Raw genomic sequence first — 19,934 nt, forward strand, 5'->3', positions numbered from 1 at the left:
GGATTTCTGGCTGTCGATAAAAAACAGGCTTCAGCTTGATTAGCCTGAAGCCTGCCCTCAGCATACAACAAGCAAACAAGCTTTGCCTGCGGTCACGCTAATACATCCCCGATAACATCCAGTGAACTGTAACAGTGAAAATCGGAGTGCCTGCCACGTGCGCGACGATCATGGCTGCGTTGCAAATACTCGCGATAGCCCCGCTATCGCTGTGCTCATTTGTTCCCCCCTTGTCTTGCCCTGATGCGCCGGGCACATGTCCTTCACTCTCGATTTCACTGTTACAGTCCACTAGCGCTGCAAACTCTCCCACACTTTTTGCAGGCGCTTGACGGACACAGGCATGGGTGTACGCAATTCCTGGGCAAACAAGGACACTCTGAGTTCTTCCAGCAACCAGCGGAACTCCTGTAATTTTGGATCAGCGTCCGACCCTGTCTTGCGTGGATGACGCTGCCAGGCCTGAGCCACGCTATTCCACTCTGCCAGCAACTTCTGGTCACGTGCAGGATCAGCACGCAGCTTGTCCATGCGCACCGTGATCGCTTTCAGGTAACGCGGGAAATGCGACAACTGGGTGAAATCATTTTCCGAAATAAAGTGCCTGGTCACCAGCATCTGCAATTGCGTCTGCATATCGGCAGCAGCCTGTGCATGCGCCTTGATGCCTTGCAGCTTCTTGGGCAAGCCATGGTATTCAGCTAATATTTGCGCGGCTGTGCGGGCAATTTCATTCGCCAGTAAATTCAATCTGGCTTTGCCTTCATCTCGTCGCTTATTGAATTCACCTGAATTGGCAGGCAAGGGATTTTGCAGGAAAGCACTCTCTATCGCGACCTGGATAATCTGATCCCGCAATTCTTCCTGCGAACCCAGGGCCATGAACTGCATGCCCATTTGCTGCAAGCCTGGGATATTTTTTTCCAGGAACTTGATCTGCTCTTTTAATTGCAAGGCAAACAGACGGCGCAAGCCTATGCGATGTACGCGCGCGGCCTCATCCGGATCATCAAACACTTCGATATGGCAATGCGTGAGTTTATCGACCAGTGCTGGATAGCCAATCAGAGTTTGCTTGCCTTGCTGGACTTCCAGCAATTCCGGCAGGCTGTCAAAAGTCCAGGCAGTCAGGTTTTCCTGTTTGAATGCGGGTACCGGAGCACTGGTCTGGACACTCACAGTTGCTGGTTTTCCAGCACTACGGACTGACTTGTCTTCTGCAGCAGTCTGTTTGGGAGCAACTGAATTTGTATCCAGCAAGGCCAGTTTCTCGGCACTGGCAATACGCTGAAAACTCTCGCGTGCCTGTCCACCAAACTCAGCGCGCAAGCTGGCCAGGTTACGTCCCATTTCCAGTTGACGGCCATGTTCATCAACGACTTTGAAATTCATCGTCAAATGCACGGGCACGGTCTCGAATTTGAAATCCGTGGTCTTGCACAGCAAGCCTTTTTGTTCGCGTATATCAGCAATCACGGCATCAAGGAAATTGCCCTTACCGAAATCATTGCGCTCGCAAAAGCCTGCTGCATATTCCGGGATAGGCACACAATGACGGCGTATCTTTTGCGGCAAGGACTTGATCAGCAAATGCACTTTTTCTTTGAGCATACCGGGCACCAGCCATTCGCAGCGGTCTGCAGACACCTGGTTCAGAGAAAATAAAGGCACGGTCAGGGTCACACCGTCGCGTGGGCTGCCCGGCTCAAAGTGATAACTGAGCTGCAAAGCCACGCCCGAGACCTGCATGGTCTTGGGGAACAAATCCGTGGTCACGCCTGCCGCTTCATGGCGCATCAGCTCATCTTTGTTCAGGTACAAGAGTTTGGGATTGGCCTTGGTCGCTTCTTTATGCCATTGCTCAAACAGCACGGCATTCCAGACATCGGCTGGCAAGTGTTGATCATAAAAAGCTACGATCAGCTCTTCATCGACCAGCACATCCAGGCGGCGTGATTTATGTTCAAGGTTTTCTATCTCGCGTACCAGTTTCTGGTTATAGGCGAAGAAAGGTGCGCGGGTATCAAACTCGCCTTCGACCAGGGCATCACGGATGAACATCTCGCGCGCCTCAACAGGGTGCGTCAAACCATACTGTGTACGACGCTGGCTATACACCACCAGACCATACAGGGTAGCGCGTTCAAAGGCAGATACCTGTCCGGCGCGTTTTTCCCAGCGCGGCTCGCCATAGGATTTTTTAAGCAGATGTTCGCCTATCTTCTCCAGCCATTCCGGATTGATCTGTGCAATGCAACGACCATACAGGCGCGTGGTATCGACCAGCTCAGCCGCCATGATCCAGCGCCCGGCTTTTTTAGCGAGAGTGGAACCCGGCCAGATATAAAATTTGATACCACGCGCACCCAGGTAATGTGCTTCTTCATCTGACTTGTAGCCTATATTACCCAGCAAACCCGTCAGCAGGGAGAGATGTAATTGCTCATAGGTGGCAGGTGCCTCATTCAAGCGCCAGCCCTGCTCTTTTACTATCGTCAGCAATTGCGAATGCACTTCACGCCATTCGCGCAAGCGCATCTGGCTCAGGAAATTGGAGCGGCAATTATCTTGCAACTGTCGATTGGTTTTTTTATGTTCGATGGCATCTTCAAACCAGTTCCAAATTTTCAGGTAAGACTGGAATTCAGATTTTTCATCGGCAAATTTCTTGTGCGCCATGTCGGCAGCGGCCTGCGCATCCATGGGGCGATCACGCGGATCTTGCACCGACAAAGCCGCCGCAATGATCAACACTTCCTGCAAGGCCTGGTTGTCACGCGCAGCCAGAATCATGCGGCCCACACGCGGGTCCAGCGGTAGTTTGGCGAGCTGTCGGCCTACTGGTGTCAATTGATTGACTTCGTCCATGGCTCCCAGTTCCTGCAGGAGCTGATAACCGTCAGCAATCGCCCTGCCAGGCGGCGGCTCTATGAATGGGAAAGTTTCTACATCGGTCAGGCGCAGAGATTTCATACGCAAGATGACAGCAGCCAGTGACGAGCGCAAAATCTCAGGCTCGGTAAATTTTGGCCTTTGCAGGTAATCCTGCTCATCGTACAAACGTATGCAAACACCAGCCGCAACACGCCCGCAACGACCGGCACGCTGATTGGCAGCCGACTGGGCAACCGCCTCTATCTGCAATTGCTCGACTTTATTCCGGTAGCTGTAACGCTTGACACGCGCCAGGCCAGCATCGACGACATAACGTATGCCAGGTACGGTCAGCGAAGTTTCTGCCACGTTCGTGGCCAGCACGATGCGACGCGCATTTGAAGTCTTGAATACCCGCTCCTGTTCTTGTGCTGACAGGCGGGCAAACAGCGGCAAAATCTCTACATGCGGCGGATGATGCTTGCGCAGGGCTTCAGCAGCATCACGAATTTCACGCTCGCCTGGCAAGAATACGAGTACATCGCCAGAACCTACGCGGCATAATTCATCAACAGCGTCGGTAATCGCCGTCATCAGATCACGTTCTTTATCTTTTTCTGTATCTTGTATAGGGCGATACCGCACTTCTACAGGGTACAAGCGGCCTGACACTTCTATCACAGGAGCAGGTTTGGGTTCTCCCCCACGAGCATCAGCAAAATGATTGGCAAAGCGCTGCGCATCTATCGTGGCTGAAGTAATGATGATCTTCAGGTCACGGCGCTTGGGCAGCAATTGTTTCAGGTAACCGAGCAGGAAGTCAATATTGAGGCTGCGCTCATGCGCCTCATCGATGATGATGGTGTCATATTGTTTGAGCAGTGGGTCAGTCTGGGTTTCTGCCAGCAAGATGCCATCGGTCATCAGCTTGACCGATGCGCCCTTGCTCAAAGTATCAGTGAAACGGACTTTAAAGCCGACATGCTCACCTAAAGGTGAATTCAATTCCTGTGCAATACGCTTGGCCGTTGATGACGCAGCAATACGGCGTGGCTGGGTATGGCCTATCAATCCCTTTTGCCCACGTCCCAGTTCCAGGCAAATCTTTGGTAATTGCGTGGTCTTGCCTGAGCCGGTTTCACCACAGACAATAATAACCTGATGTTTTTGCAAAGCCTCGGCAATTTCTGCCCGCTTGCCGGACACCGGTAATTCTTCGGGGAAGCTAATGGGTGGCAAGACATTGCGAAAAGGCAGAGCTGGCTCTTCCCTTACTGGCACTGCCGTCTTTTGTTTGTTATTGTTTTTGCCGTTTTCCCGGCCAGCTTCTGTGCCAGTCACACGCCCTGGCTGAGGTCTTGACTGCTGACGAGATCCTGGTGCCCTTGCTTGCTGCGTTCTTGCAGGGCGCACTTGTTCTACGCCACCTTCATTGAGATTGCGTGGTTTGTTTTCAGGCACTTCAGACTTCGCGGTGGTCTCACGCAATTGTTGTCGAAGCTCTCGCAATCCCGATAAACCATCTATCGCACCGGGCGTTGCTTTCTTGGGGGAGTTTTTAGGTGTTTGATTTGAAGACATAGCGCTGCGCATTATCCCAGATTTTCGTGCAGAGCAGGAAATGTTGCATTGCTTACCATGGCATACCTGCCAGACAACAGGCGAAATTCATATAAATCAAACCCATCTTTATTTATCCTATAATGAACCAGAGACCTGGCAAGCAGTCTAACGACAATGAAGCATGCGAGGTTCAAAACCTGGTTACACGGGGAGACAAAAAATGAAAACCTGGATCACATTGCTGTTCAGTATTTTGCTCACGGCCTGCGCCACCCAACCGAGCCAAAAAATCAGCCATCTGCAATTTCATGATGCAGGTTTTACGCCTCCTGCCAAAATCATCAGCGCTGAAGATGTCGTGGCGCTCAGCGATGAAATGCGTTCTTACATCAAGAATGATATCAACTCACAATTAAGACTCAAATCCCCGCAGAAGGCCCTGTTTGATGCACTCTCCAGCAAAGGCCAGATCAGGCTGGAATATGATGCAGAAATTACACGGAATGCAGCACAGGCATTCAAGGCACGTTCTGGCAATTGTCTGTCACTGGTCCTGATGACCGCAGCACTGGCAAAAGAACTGGGGATGGATGTGCAATATCAAAATGTCCTCGTCGATGAATCATGGAGCCGCAATAACGACATCTATTTTGCTGCCGGACATGTCAATATCGTATTGGGCCACAAATCTGCATTCAAGGGCTTTACCCAGGAGTATTCGCAATCCATGGTGATAGATTTCCTGCCTCCAAAAGATCTTCGTGGTCAACGTACGGAAATGATCAAGGAAGAAACTGTGATCGCCATGTATTTCAATAACCGTGCTGCCGAATCCCTGGCGCTGCAACAAGTCAATGATGCTTACTGGTTTGCCCGCTCGGCCCTGATGAGTGATCCCGACTTTACTGCGGCTTACAATACACTTGGCGTGGTTTACAGGCAGCATGGTGACCTGGCGCTGGCTGAAAATGTGTTCAGGCAAATACTGGACAAAGAGGCAGAAAACATCATGGCACTCAGCAACCTGGTGGAAGTCTTGCGCAAGAGCGAGCGCCGGGCCGAAGCGCAAATTTACATGAGCCGTCTGGAAAACTTGCAACCTTACCCACCTTTCCATTTCTTTAACCGCGGACTGGCTGCCATGGAACGTGGCGACTATGCCGAAGCAAAAAACCTGTTCAAACGCGAACTCAGGCGCGATCCAAATTATGATGAATTCCATTTGTGGCTGGCACTGGCACATTTAAAACTGGGCGAAACCCGGGATGCAGTCGATGAACTGACGCTGGCCAAGGCCAATAGCACAACGCGCAAGGCGCAAAACCTCTACGCCAGCAAACTGGAGAAAATCAAGGCAACTTACTCGCATAATTAAGCTGTCGCACATTATTTGAGATCACTTGAGGCGATTTGAGGTGATTCAGGATATGTGACCAGAGCTAATCGCCCCTGTCTCCTGAGTGGAATGACAGTAATGTGGAAATTCGACCACGTTGTTGCTCCATGCATTTTTGCGTCTCAGATTATAATTGGCGAATGGAAAATCCCTTTCAATTCGTTCAATGGCTGCGCTCAGTCGCACCCTATATTCATGCCTTCCGTGGAAAGACCTTCGTGGTCGCCTTTCCCGGTGAACTGGTCATGGCAGGTGCCCTGCCAGTTCTGGCGCAAGATTTATCACTTTTGCATGCACTTGGCATTAAAGTTGTCATTGTCCATGGCTCGCGACCCCAGGTAGCCGAGCAACTGGCCTTGCGTAATGTCGAAGGCAAATTTCATAATGGCATACGCATTACAGATACCGCTGCTCTGGAATGCTCGAAGGAAGCTGCCGGTGAATTACGCCTCGACATAGAAGCGGCATTCAGCCAGGGCTTGCCGAATACGCCGATGGCACATTCTGCGATACGCATCATCTCCGGCAACTTCGTGACGGCCAAACCTATCGGCATAGTCGGCGGGGTAGATTTTCAACTGACTGGCATCGCCCGCAAAGTCGCTTATGACACCATCCACCGCATCCTTGATGCTGGTAACCTGGTTTTGCTGGGCCCGCTGGGTTTCTCCCCTACTGGCGAAGCATTCAACCTGACTATGGAAGATGTGGCTGTCTCTGCCGCCACGGCCTTGCGTGCTGACAAACTGATTTTTATCTCTGAGACACCGATGATGGTGGATCAGGACAATGATGAAATACGTGAATTATCTTTCATGCAGGCGGAACAGGAATTAAAGGCCGCTTATCTGCCACCAGATTCTGCGTTTTACCTGGAGCACGCTGTCAAGGCTTCACGTGGAGGTGTGCCACGTATCCATATAGTCCCTTACAAGATGGATGGTTCTGCCTTGCTGGAATTGTTCACCCATGATGGTGTGGGTACCATGGTGTCTTCAGAAAACCTGGAAAGCCTGCGTGAAGCCACGATTGAAGACGTAGGCGGCATCATCAAGCTGATAGAACCACTGGAAGCTGATGGCACCCTGGTCAAGCGTGGTCGCGAGCTGATAGAAAGGGAAATCAATTACTTCTCAGTCATTGAACATGATGGTGTCATCTTCGGTTGCGCGGCCCTGTACCCCTTCCCGTTCGAAAAAATGGCCGAGATGGCTTGCCTGACAGTCAACCCGGATGTACAAAGCCAGGGTGATGGCGAACGCATACTCAAGCATATGGAAAAACGTGCGCGCCGAGCTGGTTTCCACAGCCTGTTTGTATTAACGACACGCACGGCACACTGGTTCCTGAAGCGTGGTTTTGTCAGTGCATCAGTCGATGATTTACCAAAAGACAGGCAAAAAATGTATAACTGGCAACGCAAGTCTCTGGTTTTGATCAAGCAGCTCTAGCGCATTGACCGTATAATTCACGCTGTTTTCAAGATTGACCAAGATTCATATTAAGGAGCACCAACATGGCCCGTACGGTCCACTGCATTAAACTAGACAAAGAAGCCGAAGGCCTGGACTTCCCACCTTATCCAGGTGAATTAGGCAAGCGTATTTATGAAAGCGTGTCCAAAGAAGCCTGGGCCGCCTGGCTCAAGCACCAGACCATGCTGGTCAATGAGAACCGCCTGAACCTGGCCGATACCCGTGCCCGCAAATACCTGGCGACCCAGATGGAAAAGCATTTCTTTGGTGATGGTGCAGATGCCGCCAGCGGCTACGTCCCGCCGACAGAATAAAGCCTGTTACCGTAGCAAAAAACTGTGGTCGCAAACAAGAAAGCCCGCATCAGCGGGCTTTTTTTCGACGTAGACTACCTCAATAAAACTCTATCTTGCCAGTTTCCACATCCAGCATGGCACCAATGATCTTGATCTGCCCCTTGTCAGCCATTTCTTTCAGTACCACACTCTTTTCTGTAACTGCCTTGACCGTCATTTTGACATTCATCTCTGCCACGGCATCAACAAAATGATGATTTGCTGAAGTACGGTCGCTACCGTGAGTGTCTGGCGTAGCTTTGACGGCTGGCATGATCTTGGCCACCAGTTGCGTCAGATTCCCCAGATTGGCATTATCACAGGCCCCCTTGACTGCACCGCAATGCGAATGGCCAAGAATAACGATGGTTTTGGAACCTGCCACTTTGGCGGCATATTCCAGGCTACCAAGTATGTCTTCATTGACGACATTTCCAGCCACACGGGCGGTAAACAAGTCACCTATACCTTGATCAAACACCAGCGCTGGCTCAGAGCGTGAATCTATGCAACTGACGATACTGGCGAAGGGAAATTGTCCATCCCTGCCACTGGTTTTCACCTGGCCTGGTAAATCGCGTTTAAGCATATTGCCCGACACAAAGCGCTGGTTACCTTCTTTTAACATTGCGATGGCAGCGTCAGGGCTGATCTTGCTTTGCATGGACTGTGTCATCGCAACGCTGATGGGAGGCTGGCTCGCTGTTGGAGACTGCGAGGCGCAGGCTGTCACCAGCAAAGCCGTCGTCAACGCAGCGAGAAAGCTCAGGGATGTGGATGCTTTTTTATAGGTATTCATGCTTGTATTCATTTGTCTCATCTCCTCATAAAATTGAACAACAGATGACTTCTCATTCATCTGCATTTGCACAGATTCACAGCAGACCAAAATACTTCCTTAATACGGTCAGAATTGCAATGTCTTGACGCCTTCGGTAGTCCCCAACAGACAAACATCTGCCCCTGACGCGCGAACAAACCTACCGTCACCACACCCACGATATTGTTGATCTCTGCTTCCATGGCCACGGGGTCCTGGATTTGCAAACCATATACATCCAAAATCATGTTGCCGTTATCCGTCAACAATGGCTGCCCATCCTTGATACGCAAACGCGCCTCACCACCCAGTGCATTGAGCTTGCGCGCAACCACTGCATGCGACATGGGAATAACCTCTACCGGCAAAGGAAACTTGCCCAGCACATCTACCAGCTTGGAACCATCGGCGATACAGATAAACTTTTCAGCAACTGAAGCAACAATCTTTTCACGTGTCAATGCCGCACCACCACCTTTGATCATGGCCCCTTGCGGCGTGATTTCATCCGCGCCATCGATATACACTGGCATGGATGTCACCTCATTCAAATCCAGCACGGTAATGCCATGCGAACGCAGACGCGCTGCGGTTACCTCTGAAGATGCAACTGCGGCCTTGATTTTGTGCTTGATCTTACCCAACTCATCGATAAAAAAATTGGCCGTAGAACCTGTGCCTACGCCAACAATTTCACCCTCTACTACATAAGCAATTGCCGCCTGGGCGACGGCAAGTTTCAATTCATCTTGAGTCATGGTGCATTTCCATCATAGTTTAAAAATTGGCGGGATTTTACAGCAAGGGCGGACTTATTAGCTATTTGATCAAAACATGACAAAAAGAGTATCAAATTTGCCACAATGGTGCCTCATCCATCAGAGCAACCTGCTCCCGTAGCTCAAGTATGCGGTCTTGCCAGTAACGCTGGCTATTAAACCAGGGAAAGGCCGCAGGAAAAGCCGGGTCAGTCCAGCGCTGGGCAAGCCAGGCGGAATAATGGATCAACCTCAAAGTCCGCAAGGCTTCTATCAAATACAGCTGACGTGGCTCGAACTCAAAGAAATCTTCGTACCCCACCAGAATATCGGTCAACTGACTTTGCATTTCGCTACGGTCGCCTGATAACAGCATCCATAAGTCCTGTATGCCTGGCCCCATGCGGCTATCATCAAAATCAACAAAGTGAGGCCCTGCCTCTGGACCTGACTCCAACCATAAGACATTTCCCATGTGGCAATCGCCATGCAGGCGCAGTTGCTGCACCTCACCTGCCCTGTCATAGCAAGCCCGGATGCCGTCCAAGGCCTGCTGGCTGACGCTGGTATATGCTGCGAGCAAATCAGGCGGAATGAAATCATGTTCAAGCAACCAGGTACGCGGCAAGACGCCAAAGCTTTGCAGGTCCAGCGCTGGCCTGATTGCGTACTTGGTAGTAGCGCCGACAGCATGTATTCGCCCTATGAAACGACCCAGCCATTCCAGTGTGGCAGGATCGCCGGTTTCAGGTGCGCGTCCACTCTGACGCTTGAACAGGGAAAAACGGAAGCCCTGATAATGTCGCAGGCTATTACCATCCTCAGTTTGCAAAGCGGCCAACACAGGAATCTCCTGCGCCTGTAATTCGCGCACGAAATCATGTTCTTCCTGTATAGCCTCATCTGACCAGCGCAAGGGCCGGTAAAACTTGGCAATCACCGGAGGTGCATCTTCTATGCCTATCTGGTAAACACGGTTTTCATAGCTGTTCAAGGCCAACATGCGGCCATCGCTGCGCAAGCCACTGCTTTCCACAGCATCGAGGACGAATTCGGGTGTCAGCCCGGCGAAGGAATCTGGGGGAGTAAAATCTGTCATCCCGCTATTGTACGTGGCTGTCAGCAGGTTCGACTATAAAACTCCTGCACAGCCAGCACACAAAGCGCTAAACTTCCGGTATTTTCATACTTATCTTTTTCAAGAGTCACACCATGCATCTCGACGAACCACTAAGCGACAAAGAATTCAATGAACTCGACAAATTCCTGATGTCGGACAAAGTCGGCGACGATGGCATGACCATGGATGCCCTGCACGGCTACCTGACCGCCATTGCCCTGGGACCAGAAATCATCCCTATGGCTGAATGGTTGCCACTGGTATGGGGCTTGCCTGACCAGGGCGAACCCAAGTTCAAGAACGAAAAGGAAATGCAGCGTGTGACCGGTCTGGTGGCCCGCTTCATGAATGAAATACAAATCACCTTTGAGGTCGCCCCACAAGAGTACGAACCCCTGTTTTGCGTCATGGAGCAAAATGGCAAGGAACTGATCGATGGCGAAACATGGGCATGGGGCTTTTGGGAAGGCATGCAATTGCGTGAAGAAGCCTGGGAAGCCGCCTGGGAATCGGAAGAAATCGGGCCCTTGCTGCAACCGATTTACCTGCTGGGCGCAGAAGAAATAGAAGAAGATGAACTGAAATTCGTCGATACACCAGAAAAATGCCATGAGCTGGCGCTAACGCTGGAAGCCTCCATCCCTGCCATACGCCGCTTCTGGGCACCTTTGCGCAAATCTGGCGTCACCACAGTCAAGCGTGAAACGCCCAAGGTAGGCAGAAATGATCCCTGCCCTTGTGGCAGCGGCAAAAAATACAAAGTCTGCTGCGGCGCAGAGCCTACCCTGCACTAATCATCTACATAATTAATCACCTGCAAACCTGCTACGCTGGAGGGAAACCTCTAGCGTAAAACTGCCCTGCCTGCATGTCTTCGTGCTATTTTTGCGCTTCTCAACAACATGCTGGAGACTCCCATGAGCTTGCAAGAACAATTCACCCAGGCACAAGCCGATTCCAAAAACCTGTCCGAGCGTCCGGACAATATGACTTTGCTCAAGATTTATGCCCTGTTCAAGCAAGGCAGTGCTGGCGATGCCACCGGTGACCGTCCTGGCATGACCGATTTTGTCGGCCGCGCCAAGTTCGATGCCTGGGCTGGCCTGAAAGGCACTACCCAGGAAGCAGCGATGCAGCAATATGTGGATCTGATCACTTCGCTCAAGGATTAAGTCGCTATCATCAAGTCGCCATCTTAAGCTGGAGGGTTGAGCCAATCCCTGGGCTTGCCCTCAATCAGACCGGCAATCAGATTATCTGCCGCGCGGTTTGCCATCGCCCGCCGGGTTGCCTCTGAGGCACTGGCAATATGCGGCGTCAGTACGACATTGCTCAAGCTCAAAAAATCTGGATGGAATTTGGGCTCATTCTCGAATACATCCAGGCCTGCCGCCGCAATCCGCTTTTCACGCAAGGCGACAATCAGCGCCTGGTCATCAACGATACCGCCACGGGCGAGATTAACCAGGGTTGCTCCTGGCTTCATCAACTGCAATTCTGCCGCGCCTATGGTGTGATGCGAAGCTGCTGAGTAAGGCAGCACCAGCACGACATGATCAGCTTGCTGCAATAATTCTTCCTTGCTGACATATTGTGCATTATTCGCATAGGCTTCCTGTTCAGCTCTGAGGCGTGAACGGTTGTGATAAACGACCTTCATATCAAAACCCATGGAACGCCGGGCAATAGCCTGACCTATCCTGCCCATGCCTATGATGCCCAGGGTAGCACCATGCACATCCGCCCCAAGAAAAGAATCGAAGCGCCACTTGGTCCAGTGACCTGCACGCAGCCAGTGCTCAGCTTCGGTTACCCGCCTGGCGGTGGCCATCAGCAAGGCCCAGCCAAAATCAGCTGTGGTTTCATTCAGAACTTCTGGCGTATTGCTGGCCATGACACCATGTGCAGTACAAGCAGGCACATCAATATTGTCATAACCAACAGCCATGCTTGCAATCATTTTCAAATCTGGCAACTGTTGCAACAACTCTGTATTGATTTTGGCGCTGGCAGTGGCAAGAGTACCCGCCTTGCCCTTGAGTCTGCCGGCGAGCTCAGCCGGAGAAAAAATAATATCTTCCTGATTTGACTCAACTTCAAAATACTGTTCTAGTTTCGTCAACACTTCAGGAAAAATGGCACGTGTTACCAGGATTGCAGGCTTCATGTATGGCCTTGAATATAAAAAATATTAAACAATGACGAGAATACTACCCGTCCTATGGCGGGCAGACCAGACGCTGCATCATACCGTTTACATGGCATTATTTCTTGCCAGACTATGGCAGTTCAACAACTTTCATCCTCACACAGATTCATGCAAGAAAATTCATGAAGGTGAGCTAAATCAAGACCGGCACCCGGTTCCTGATCTAAAATTGATCATTTCAGACCCGCCTCAGAAGCAAAGCCCTTGATACGCCTGCATTTGCTTATGCGCAAACTATATAAGCCTGATTTGTGAGAACTGCTAAATTGCCTTAAAATACAAGGCTTTGCAGCCCTGAGCCTGTTTTTGCGCCCTGGCTGCGCCTAAATCCCGAATTTTTAGTTTAGATTGGACTGTTATGACCCACGTTGTGACCGAATCCTGCATCCGCTGCCGTTATACTGATTGCGTGGATGTCTGCCCGGTGGACTGCTTCCGTGCTGGCCCAAATTTCCTGATCATTGATCCAGACGAATGCATAGACTGCGCCGTGTGCGTTGCAGAGTGTCCGGCTAACGCTATTTTTGCCGAAGAAGATGTACCTGCAGATCAGCAGCAATTCATCAAGATCAATGCCGACCTGACCCGCAAATGGCCGTCGATTACCAAGACAGTTGCTCCTTTGCCAGATGCTGACGACTGGAAAGACGTCAAAGACAAATTGCAATATCTGGAAAAATAAGTATCTGGGGCAGCAATATGGGCTTTGCTTAATCGGCTCAAACAAATCCGCAATATCAGGAATCATCACGTCGTATGGAAAACAAACAAACTACCGCGGTTCAGGCCGCCATTGAAGCAGATGCCGTCATCATCGGTGCAGGCCCGGTTGGCCTGTTCCAGGTGTTCGAACTGGGCTTGCTCGAAATCAAGGCACACGTTATTGACTCCCTGCCAGTTGTCGGCGGCCAGTGTGTAGAGCTGTATCCGGACAAACCGATTTATGACATCCCTGCCGTGCCAGTCTGCACAGGCCAGGAATTGACAGACAATCTGTTGAAACAGATCGAACCTTTCGAACCAACCTTCCACCTCGGCCAGGAAGTAACCCTGGTTGAACGCCGTGAAGATGGCCGCTTCGATCTGGAAACCTCGACTGGCACCCGCTTCATCACCAAGACCATTTTCATCGCTGCCGGTGTTGGTTCCTTCCAGCCACGCACCTTGAAAGTCGAAGGCATAGAAGCATTCGAAGGCTCTCAAGTATTCTACCGCGTCAAAGACCCTAGCCAGTTCCATGGCAAAAACCTGGTGATCTGTGGTGGTGGTGACTCTGCGCTGGACTGGGCTTTGAACCTTGTAGGCAAGGCTGAATCTGTCGTACTGTTGCACCGTCGCGAAGATTTCCGCGCTGCGCCCGCCTCAGTCGCCAAGATGAAAGAGCTTTGCGACAACTATGAGATGCAACTCACTATCGGCCAGGTAACAGGTATAGAGACCAAAGATGATGTATTGTCTGAAATCAAGGTCACTGGTGCTGATGGTGTTACCCGCCGCATGCCGCTGGATACCCTGCTGGTCTTCTTTGGCCTGTCACCAAAACTCGGCCCTATCGCCGAATGGGGTCTGGACATAGAACGCAAGCAATTGAAAGTCGTTAATACTGAGAAGTTTGAGACGAATGTTCCCGGTATTTTTGCCGTAGGTGATATCAACACCTACCCTGGCAAGAAAAAACTCATCCTGTCCGGCTTCCATGAAGCTGCACTGGCTGCGTTTGGTGCGGCACCATATATTTTCCCTGAAAAGAAAATCCACATGCAGTACACCACGACGTCGCCAAAACTGCACAAAATCCTGGGCGTGGAAACGCCAGTTTTCGACTAATCGCGAAAGCCAGGACAAAAAAAGCGCAAAGATTTCTTTGCGCTTTTTTTTGCCTGACATCAGGCTGTCAATTTGCTGGTACGTGAGAGTCCGATTCTTTGAATTGATTGGCGATCTGCCTGAATTCATCGGTAATTTGCAGGAAAGCATCCAGTATATCCGGATCAAAATGCGTCTCACGCCCCTTACGCATGATGCTGATCGCTTCTTCATGCGAAAAGGCCGGTTTATAGACACGACGCGAGATCAGGGCATCATACACGTCAGCCACGGCCATCAGACGCGCAGACAGGGGAATGGCATCACCCACCAGATTTTCCGGATAACCTGAGCCATCCCACTTCTCTTGATGCGAATAGGTAATCTCACGGGCGAAGCGCAAAAACTCATTACTCTCACCCAGATATTTTTCTACTGACAGTATGGTTTCACGCCCGTAAACGGTATGCAGCTTCATGACTTCAAATTCTTCAGAAGTCAGCTTGTCAGGTTTGAGCAAAATATTATCGGGAATACCGACTTTGCCGATATCGTGCAAAGGAGCGGACTTATAGAGCAAATCGATGTTTTCGTCTGTCAGCTCATTACTGAAACGCGCATGGCTTTTGAGTTTACGTGCCAGTGCAGCGACATAATTCTGGGTACGACGAATGTGGTTACCTGTTTCATTATCACGGGTCTCGGCCAGCGAAGCCATGGCCATGATGATGGCATCCTGCATCTTGCCCAGCTTGCGGGTTCTGTCCTGCACCAGGCTTTCCAGGTGTTTGTTCTGGTCTTGCAATAAATGGCGCGCCCTGACGAGATTTAATTGCGTAGCCACTCTTGCCAGCACGATAGGTGGGCTGATAGGTTTGCTGATGTAATCCACTGCTCCCAGACGCAAGCCCATTTCTTCATCCTGCACCTGGCTTTTTGCGGTCAGAAAAATAATGGGAATATCCGCAGTGGCGGGATCGGCCTTGAGGCGGCGGCAGGTTTCATAGCCGTCCATCTCGGGCATCATGACATCGAGCAGTATCAGGTCCGGGCCAGGCAGGCTGGAGGCTATTTGCAAGGCTTTCAGGCCATTGGTGGCGATCTTGATCTTGTACTGGTCTTTGAGCAAACCCGACAAGAGCGAGATATTGTCAGGAGTGTCATCAACGATCAGGACTACCTGCTTGGCATGTTGATCGAATACTTCATTCATACATCACCCCGATAAGAAGTAATTGCCCCGCATTCCCGTGAACGCCACACATCAAACTGGATACCATCGCATCAAAGTATTTCATAACCGAGGTTTTTCGCACTATTGCTTAATAAATTCAGGGCCACATCATAGTCAAATTGCCTGACCGCACGCATGATCTGTTTTTGCACATCAACGCCAAATGCATTGGCGATCATTTCCCCTGACTCTAACAGCAAGTCAACCGCTTCGCCATCGTAATCGCGCAACAAGTTACAGCATTTTACAAGTAAATTTTGCATGAGCTCGTGATCGACAGGCACCAGTTCGGCTACCTTCGCATCCGCTTTACCTGAGGATTTTTCCAGCGCCAATACCTGATCTATCGCGTTGATGGTGGCCAACATTGTTTGTGCGCATTCATCGAGTACCGGTGCCAACTCTGCCAGACTGGCATTGTCATGCAGTTTCAATTCCAGCTCTGAAGCATAAGGCTGTATGGTTTTAGCACCTATGAGACCAGCCACTCCCTTGAGGGTATGGGCCAGCCGTTCTGCCAGCAGATTATCGCCTGCCTCCAGTGCCTTGCGGATATGCTCGACAACATGACGCTGATCGTCGCAGAACCGCGATAACAGCTCCATATAAAATGAGCGGTTACCAAGAGTACGGCTCAGACCCTCCTCGACATCAATGCCATCAATCAACAGACTGTTGCTGATATCCTGTATCGGCATTTGCACATTATCAAAATTACTGCCAGTTACGTGCTCCGGGCACCAGTGCGAAATAGCGTGATACAACTCCTTGGGATTGATAGGCTTGGCGAGGTGAGCATTCATGCCGGAGGCAAAGCAGAGCTCACGCTCTTCTACCATCGCATGCGCTGTCATGGCGACGATGGGCAGGTCGTCAAAGCGGGCATCTGCGCGGATCAGACGGGTTGCCTCGTGCCCATCCATTTCTGGCATCTGCACATCCATGAACACCACGCCGTAAAACCCTGGATCTGCCCTGCGCACCATATCAATCGCGATTTTTCCATTACCGGCAATATCAACGGCAACACCAGCAGCCTCCATCAGTTCACGGGCGATTTGCTGATTGATCTCATTGTCCTCGACCAGCAATACGCGCAAATCGGCATATTTGGGCACCAGCACACCATGGCTGACAGGAATAGCGTAATTGGTACTTGAAAACAGCTCAACCAGGCAATCGACCAGGGTAGAGGCATTGACTGGCTTGGTCAGGAAGCCGTCAGGCAAGGCAATATCTTCACGGTAGCTGACTTCTTCACGGCCATGTGCACTGACCAACACCATCAGAGGCGTGGGTTGCAGTGAACCATCGCGCTTCAGGTAGGTGATGAGCTCCAGTCCATCCATTTCCGGCATGCGCAGGTCTGTGAATATCACACCGTAGGGATAACTCAGACTACTTTCCCTGACTGCTTGCAAAGCGGCGGCACCGCTGTTTACAACATCAATATCGACCGGTAATTCAGAAAGTATCTCCTGCAAAATCTCGGCAGCGGCAGGATTATCATCGACGATGAGCAAACGCATGCCATTGATGGCACCAGGTATCACTTGACGCTGCACTACAGGCTGGGCTATGCCAAACCAGCCAGTGAAATACACGCAAGTACCGCGCCCCTCTTCGCTGCTCAGGGCAATTTCACCGCCCATCAACTCCACCATGCCCTTGGAAATTGACAGGCCCAAGCCTGTGCCACCAAACTTGCGTGTCGTTGATTCATCGGCCTGGCTGAAGGGGCGGAATAATTTATCTGACTGCTCTTCCGACATACCTATGCCGGTATCGCGCACTTCAAACTTGAGTTTGACCTTGCCACCTGCCACTTCCAGCGTCTGGCAAGTCACATAGATTTCACCCTTCTCGGTAAATTTAATGGCATTGTTGATGAGATTGATCAGGACCTGCCCCAATCTCAAGGGATCACCATTGAGGTAACGCGGTATGTCGGGGGGCGCACGGAACAGAAATTCCAGCCCCTTTTCATCTGCCTTGTCGGTCGTCACTGCAGAAATATTATTGAGCACATCATCAAGATTGAAATCGACTTGCTCGATATTGAGCTTGCCTGCTTCTATCTTGGAAAAATCCAGGATATCGTTGATGATGCCCAATAAGGAAATACCCGCCTTATGGATTTTCTCTACATAATCTTTTTGTTTGGAATTGAGCTCAGTCCTCAGCGCCAGGTGAGCCATGCCTATGATGGCATTCATCGGCGTGCGGATTTCATGACTCATATTCGCCAGGAACATGGATTTGGCTTCCGTCGTCTCTTCTGCATGACGGCGCGCCATTTCGGCTTCCTTCAATTCATTTTGCATTTGCAGGGTTTGCAGACGTATCTGCTCAGCCATGCTTTCCTTGAGCTGGGATTCGAGCAGCTTTCTCTGAGTGATATCCGAGACAAAAGACAGGGTGGCCGGGCGGCCTTCCCAATCTATCATGACAGCAGATAATTCCACCCAGATGATGGAACGGCTTTGATTATTTTCTATGCGAAAATGATAGTACTGCTCAACGTCTTCACCACGCAGGCGGCGCGTATGGTGATCAATCACCATGGGCCTGTCGTCGGGATAGATGGCGGTGATAAAGGACATCTGCGCCAGTTCGTCAGCCTTGTACCCGGTCAGACTCTGCACGCGTGGATTGGCAAAAACGATGCGCCCGTCCTGCACAACCAGTATGCCCTCAGTCACATTATTGATAAGTTGCCGGTAATGCTGCTCGGACTTGCTCAAATCTTCTTCGAGCTGGCGACGGGCGGAGATATCCATCACCACCCAGACTGTGCCATGGGTCAAGTTGGTTTTATCCACCGCGCGACCTGAAAAATGCACCCAGAACAGCGTGCCATCACTACGCCGCATTTTCAATTCAGTCTCGTAAGCTTCGCCCTTGAGCACCGATGCATTAACCTGCGCACCTGACTCCAGATAGGCTTCACGCGAAGCGTAAAAAGGCTCGAGCGAAGCACCAAGGACATTGTCGCGGTCAACACCGAAAATCTGGCACAGGGGTGTATTGACCCATTGCACCCGTCCCTGGTTATTCAGGAAGACCATGCCAACGATGGAGTTTTCCAGGATGGTTTCGCGCTCGGCCAGCATGCGCTTGAGCTCATCTTCCAACTGGCGGCGCTCGACCATGGCACGTTCAGCCATGCGGCGCGCCAGCTCGGCTTCCTTGAGCTCATTCCTGATATGGAGAGTCTGCACATGGACTCGGGTTGCCAGTCCTTGCGCCTTGGCAAACAGGTCGAGGTAACGCTTTTGCTCGTTGTAAGCCTCTTTCCACTCCCCCATTTCGGTAAAAATTTCGGACAATTCCTTGATTGCCCGCAAAGGCATGTAGATGTAGCCGTTACCGCCAACCTCATCCACCGCACGGCGCAAATCACGTATGGCTTCCGGGTAGCGTTTATGGCTGCGGTGCAGGTGACCACTGACCCACCAGCTATAGGGTTTCAAATGCTTGTCTTCAAAACTGTCCAGCAGGTTCATCGCTGTTTCACTGAGCTTGTCTGCCTCTTCTACCTGGCCACGCATGGCCAGCGTATAAGCAGCTACCGAGAGACAGAATGCCCGGCTGGAATTATCCGCATTTTCACCACTCTTGATGCCACCTATATAAGAAGCGATGGCCTGGTAGGCTTCTTCATATTTATCCAGCGATACTTTGCATAGTGCCAGCATGGTGGATACAAAAGGTGCCAGCCAGCGCTCACTGGAATTGACGGCAATATCTCTTGCCTCCTGCAGCAAAACTTCAGCATCTTCGGCATTGCCGCTGACGTAAAAAATTTCACCGAGGTTGGCCGTCACTTGTGCGACACGGTTAGGTATCTGCAAGGCCCGCGCATCATTCAATGCAGTATAGAAATGGCGTATGGCTTCTTCGGTATAGCCCAGCTCCTGGGACAGGATGCCCAGGGTGTTATAGACCACCACAGAAATCCGGCTCACCTTCATGCGCAAGGCTGGCACGATGCGTGAATGACATAAGGCATAAGCATCCTGCACTTGCCCCCGGCGACGCCATACCGCAACCGTACCAAATAATGCAAATGCCATGCCCTCATGTTCATCGACTGATTCAAACAGGGTGGCGGCACGCTCAAAGACTGGCGCAGCCTGCTCCATGTGATCATCAAAATAATCAGCAAAGGCGTCTATCAGGTCTGCCGCTATCATGGCGGCCGGATTGGATTTACCTGACTCTTGCTGGCGCATGGCAGTCGCCATCTTGCGTCCATCCGCCGGATTGTCGCGCATCAGGTCCAGTGCATCGAGGCAGAGCTCGCGCCAGTGGATTTCTGCTAGAGAACTATCTTTACTCATT

The 19,934-nt window shown here is 51.0% G+C and carries 13 protein-coding genes and 1 pseudogene; 7 read left to right on the forward strand and 7 right to left on the reverse strand.

What is annotated here, in order from left to right; all coding sequences use genetic code 11:
• Positions 1–291: 291 nt before the first annotated feature.
• The gene (gene hrpA, locus UNDYM_RS14445) at positions 292–4,455 is read right to left on the reverse strand and encodes an ATP-dependent RNA helicase HrpA (RefSeq protein ID WP_232064072.1); all 4,164 of its coding nucleotides are present in this window, start codon (positions 4,453–4,455) and stop codon (positions 292–294) included.
• Positions 4,456–4,657: 202 nt separating this feature from the next.
• On the opposite strand from hrpA, the gene UNDYM_RS14450 reads away from it, so the two are divergent.
• The 3 genes from UNDYM_RS14450 to UNDYM_RS14460 all read left to right on the forward strand — a co-directional run bounded on the left by UNDYM_RS14450 (position 4,658) and on the right by UNDYM_RS14460 (position 7,622).
• Positions 4,658–5,812, forward strand: coding sequence for a tetratricopeptide repeat protein (locus UNDYM_RS14450; RefSeq protein WP_162041664.1), 1,155 nt, complete (start codon positions 4,658–4,660; stop codon positions 5,810–5,812).
• Positions 5,813–5,973: 161 nt separating this feature from the next.
• Positions 5,974–7,284 carry an amino-acid N-acetyltransferase gene (gene argA / locus UNDYM_RS14455; protein WP_162041665.1) on the forward strand — a complete coding sequence of 437 codons (1,311 nt, stop codon included), beginning with the start codon at positions 5,974–5,976 and terminating at the stop codon, positions 7,282–7,284.
• Between the two features lie 65 nt (positions 7,285–7,349).
• A complete protein-coding gene (locus UNDYM_RS14460; RefSeq protein WP_162041666.1) occupies positions 7,350–7,622 on the forward strand; it encodes an oxidative damage protection protein in 273 nt (90 codons plus the stop codon).
• Positions 7,623–7,701: 79 nt separating this feature from the next.
• Here the strand turns inward: UNDYM_RS14460 and UNDYM_RS14465 are convergent, their stop codons facing one another.
• The 3 genes and pseudogenes from UNDYM_RS14465 to UNDYM_RS14475 all read right to left on the reverse strand — a co-directional run bounded on the left by UNDYM_RS14465 (position 7,702) and on the right by UNDYM_RS14475 (position 10,320).
• Positions 7,702–8,454 (reverse strand): carbonic anhydrase family protein, encoded by a 753-nt coding sequence (locus tag UNDYM_RS14465; protein ID WP_232063385.1) that lies wholly within the window; start codon positions 8,452–8,454, stop codon positions 7,702–7,704.
• Positions 8,455–8,550: 96 nt separating this feature from the next.
• A pseudogene (gene rpiA / locus UNDYM_RS14470) lies at positions 8,551–9,221 on the reverse strand (ribose-5-phosphate isomerase RpiA).
• A 91-nt stretch (positions 9,222–9,312) separates the two neighbouring features.
• Positions 9,313–10,320, reverse strand: coding sequence for a serine/threonine protein kinase (locus UNDYM_RS14475; protein WP_162041667.1), 1,008 nt, complete (start codon positions 10,318–10,320; stop codon positions 9,313–9,315).
• A gap of 113 nt (positions 10,321–10,433) precedes the next feature.
• Between UNDYM_RS14475 and UNDYM_RS14480 the strand changes: the two genes are divergently transcribed.
• Together UNDYM_RS14480 and UNDYM_RS14485 are read left to right on the forward strand one after the other, a co-directional pair.
• Entirely contained in the window at positions 10,434–11,135 is a 702-nt protein-coding gene (locus UNDYM_RS14480; protein WP_162041668.1) for a UPF0149 family protein, read from the forward strand.
• A 123-nt stretch (positions 11,136–11,258) separates the two neighbouring features.
• Positions 11,259–11,513, forward strand: coding sequence for an acyl-CoA-binding protein (locus UNDYM_RS14485; RefSeq protein WP_162041669.1), 255 nt, complete (start codon positions 11,259–11,261; stop codon positions 11,511–11,513).
• A gap of 23 nt (positions 11,514–11,536) precedes the next feature.
• On the opposite strand, the gene UNDYM_RS14490 is transcribed toward UNDYM_RS14485, so the two are convergent.
• Positions 11,537–12,508, reverse strand: a complete 972-nt coding sequence (locus UNDYM_RS14490; RefSeq protein ID WP_162041670.1) for a D-glycerate dehydrogenase — start codon at positions 12,506–12,508, stop codon at positions 11,537–11,539.
• A gap of 400 nt (positions 12,509–12,908) precedes the next feature.
• On the opposite strand from UNDYM_RS14490, the gene fdxA reads away from it, so the two are divergent.
• Both fdxA and UNDYM_RS14500 read left to right on the forward strand, forming a co-directional pair.
• Positions 12,909–13,232 carry a ferredoxin FdxA gene (fdxA, locus tag UNDYM_RS14495; protein WP_162041671.1) on the forward strand — a complete coding sequence of 108 codons (324 nt, stop codon included), beginning with the start codon at positions 12,909–12,911 and terminating at the stop codon, positions 13,230–13,232.
• A gap of 74 nt (positions 13,233–13,306) precedes the next feature.
• Positions 13,307–14,377: an NAD(P)/FAD-dependent oxidoreductase gene (locus UNDYM_RS14500; protein ID WP_162041672.1), complete on the forward strand. Its 1,071-nt coding sequence runs from the start codon at positions 13,307–13,309 to the stop codon at positions 14,375–14,377.
• A 67-nt stretch (positions 14,378–14,444) separates the two neighbouring features.
• Here UNDYM_RS14500 and UNDYM_RS14505 read toward each other — a convergent pair whose 3' ends face one another.
• Positions 14,445–15,569 carry a two-component system response regulator gene (locus UNDYM_RS14505; protein ID WP_162041673.1) on the reverse strand — a complete coding sequence of 375 codons (1,125 nt, stop codon included), beginning with the start codon at positions 15,567–15,569 and terminating at the stop codon, positions 14,445–14,447.
• 71 nt (positions 15,570–15,640) lie between these two features.
• A complete protein-coding gene (locus tag UNDYM_RS14510) occupies positions 15,641–19,933 on the reverse strand; it encodes a response regulator (protein WP_162041674.1) in 4,293 nt (1,430 codons plus the stop codon).
• Position 19,934: the final 1 nt, after the last annotated feature.

It is taken from the genome of Undibacterium sp. YM2, from assembly GCF_009937975.1.
In the GTDB taxonomy this organism is placed as follows: Bacteria; Pseudomonadota; Gammaproteobacteria; order Burkholderiales; family Burkholderiaceae_D; genus Undibacterium.

What these genes read in the sequence shown, in the direction of transcription:
- argA (WP_162041665.1), top strand. Translation starts at nt 5,974, where the DNA reads ATGGAAAATCCCTTTCAATTCGTTCAATGGCTGCGCTCAGTCGCACCC.
- UNDYM_RS14460 (WP_162041666.1), top strand. Translation starts at nt 7,350, where the DNA reads ATGGCCCGTACGGTCCACTGCATTAAACTAGACAAAGAAGCCGAAGGC.
- UNDYM_RS14450 (WP_162041664.1), top strand. Translation starts at nt 4,658, where the DNA reads ATGAAAACCTGGATCACATTGCTGTTCAGTATTTTGCTCACGGCCTGC.
- UNDYM_RS14510 (WP_162041674.1), bottom strand. Translation starts at nt 19,933, where the DNA reads ATGAGTAAAGATAGTTCTCTAGCAGAAATCCACTGGCGCGAGCTCTGC.
- UNDYM_RS14490 (WP_162041670.1), bottom strand. Translation starts at nt 12,508, where the DNA reads ATGAAGCCTGCAATCCTGGTAACACGTGCCATTTTTCCTGAAGTGTTG.
- UNDYM_RS14480 (WP_162041668.1), top strand. Translation starts at nt 10,434, where the DNA reads ATGCATCTCGACGAACCACTAAGCGACAAAGAATTCAATGAACTCGAC.
- fdxA (WP_162041671.1), top strand. Translation starts at nt 12,909, where the DNA reads ATGACCCACGTTGTGACCGAATCCTGCATCCGCTGCCGTTATACTGAT.
- UNDYM_RS14465 (WP_232063385.1), bottom strand. Translation starts at nt 8,454, where the DNA reads ATGAATACAAGCATGAATACCTATAAAAAAGCATCCACATCCCTGAGC.
- UNDYM_RS14500 (WP_162041672.1), top strand. Translation starts at nt 13,307, where the DNA reads ATGGAAAACAAACAAACTACCGCGGTTCAGGCCGCCATTGAAGCAGAT.
- UNDYM_RS14485 (WP_162041669.1), top strand. Translation starts at nt 11,259, where the DNA reads ATGAGCTTGCAAGAACAATTCACCCAGGCACAAGCCGATTCCAAAAAC.
- UNDYM_RS14475 (WP_162041667.1), bottom strand. Translation starts at nt 10,320, where the DNA reads ATGACAGATTTTACTCCCCCAGATTCCTTCGCCGGGCTGACACCCGAA.
- hrpA (WP_232064072.1), bottom strand. Translation starts at nt 4,455, where the DNA reads ATGTCTTCAAATCAAACACCTAAAAACTCCCCCAAGAAAGCAACGCCC.
- UNDYM_RS14505 (WP_162041673.1), bottom strand. Translation starts at nt 15,569, where the DNA reads ATGAATGAAGTATTCGATCAACATGCCAAGCAGGTAGTCCTGATCGTT.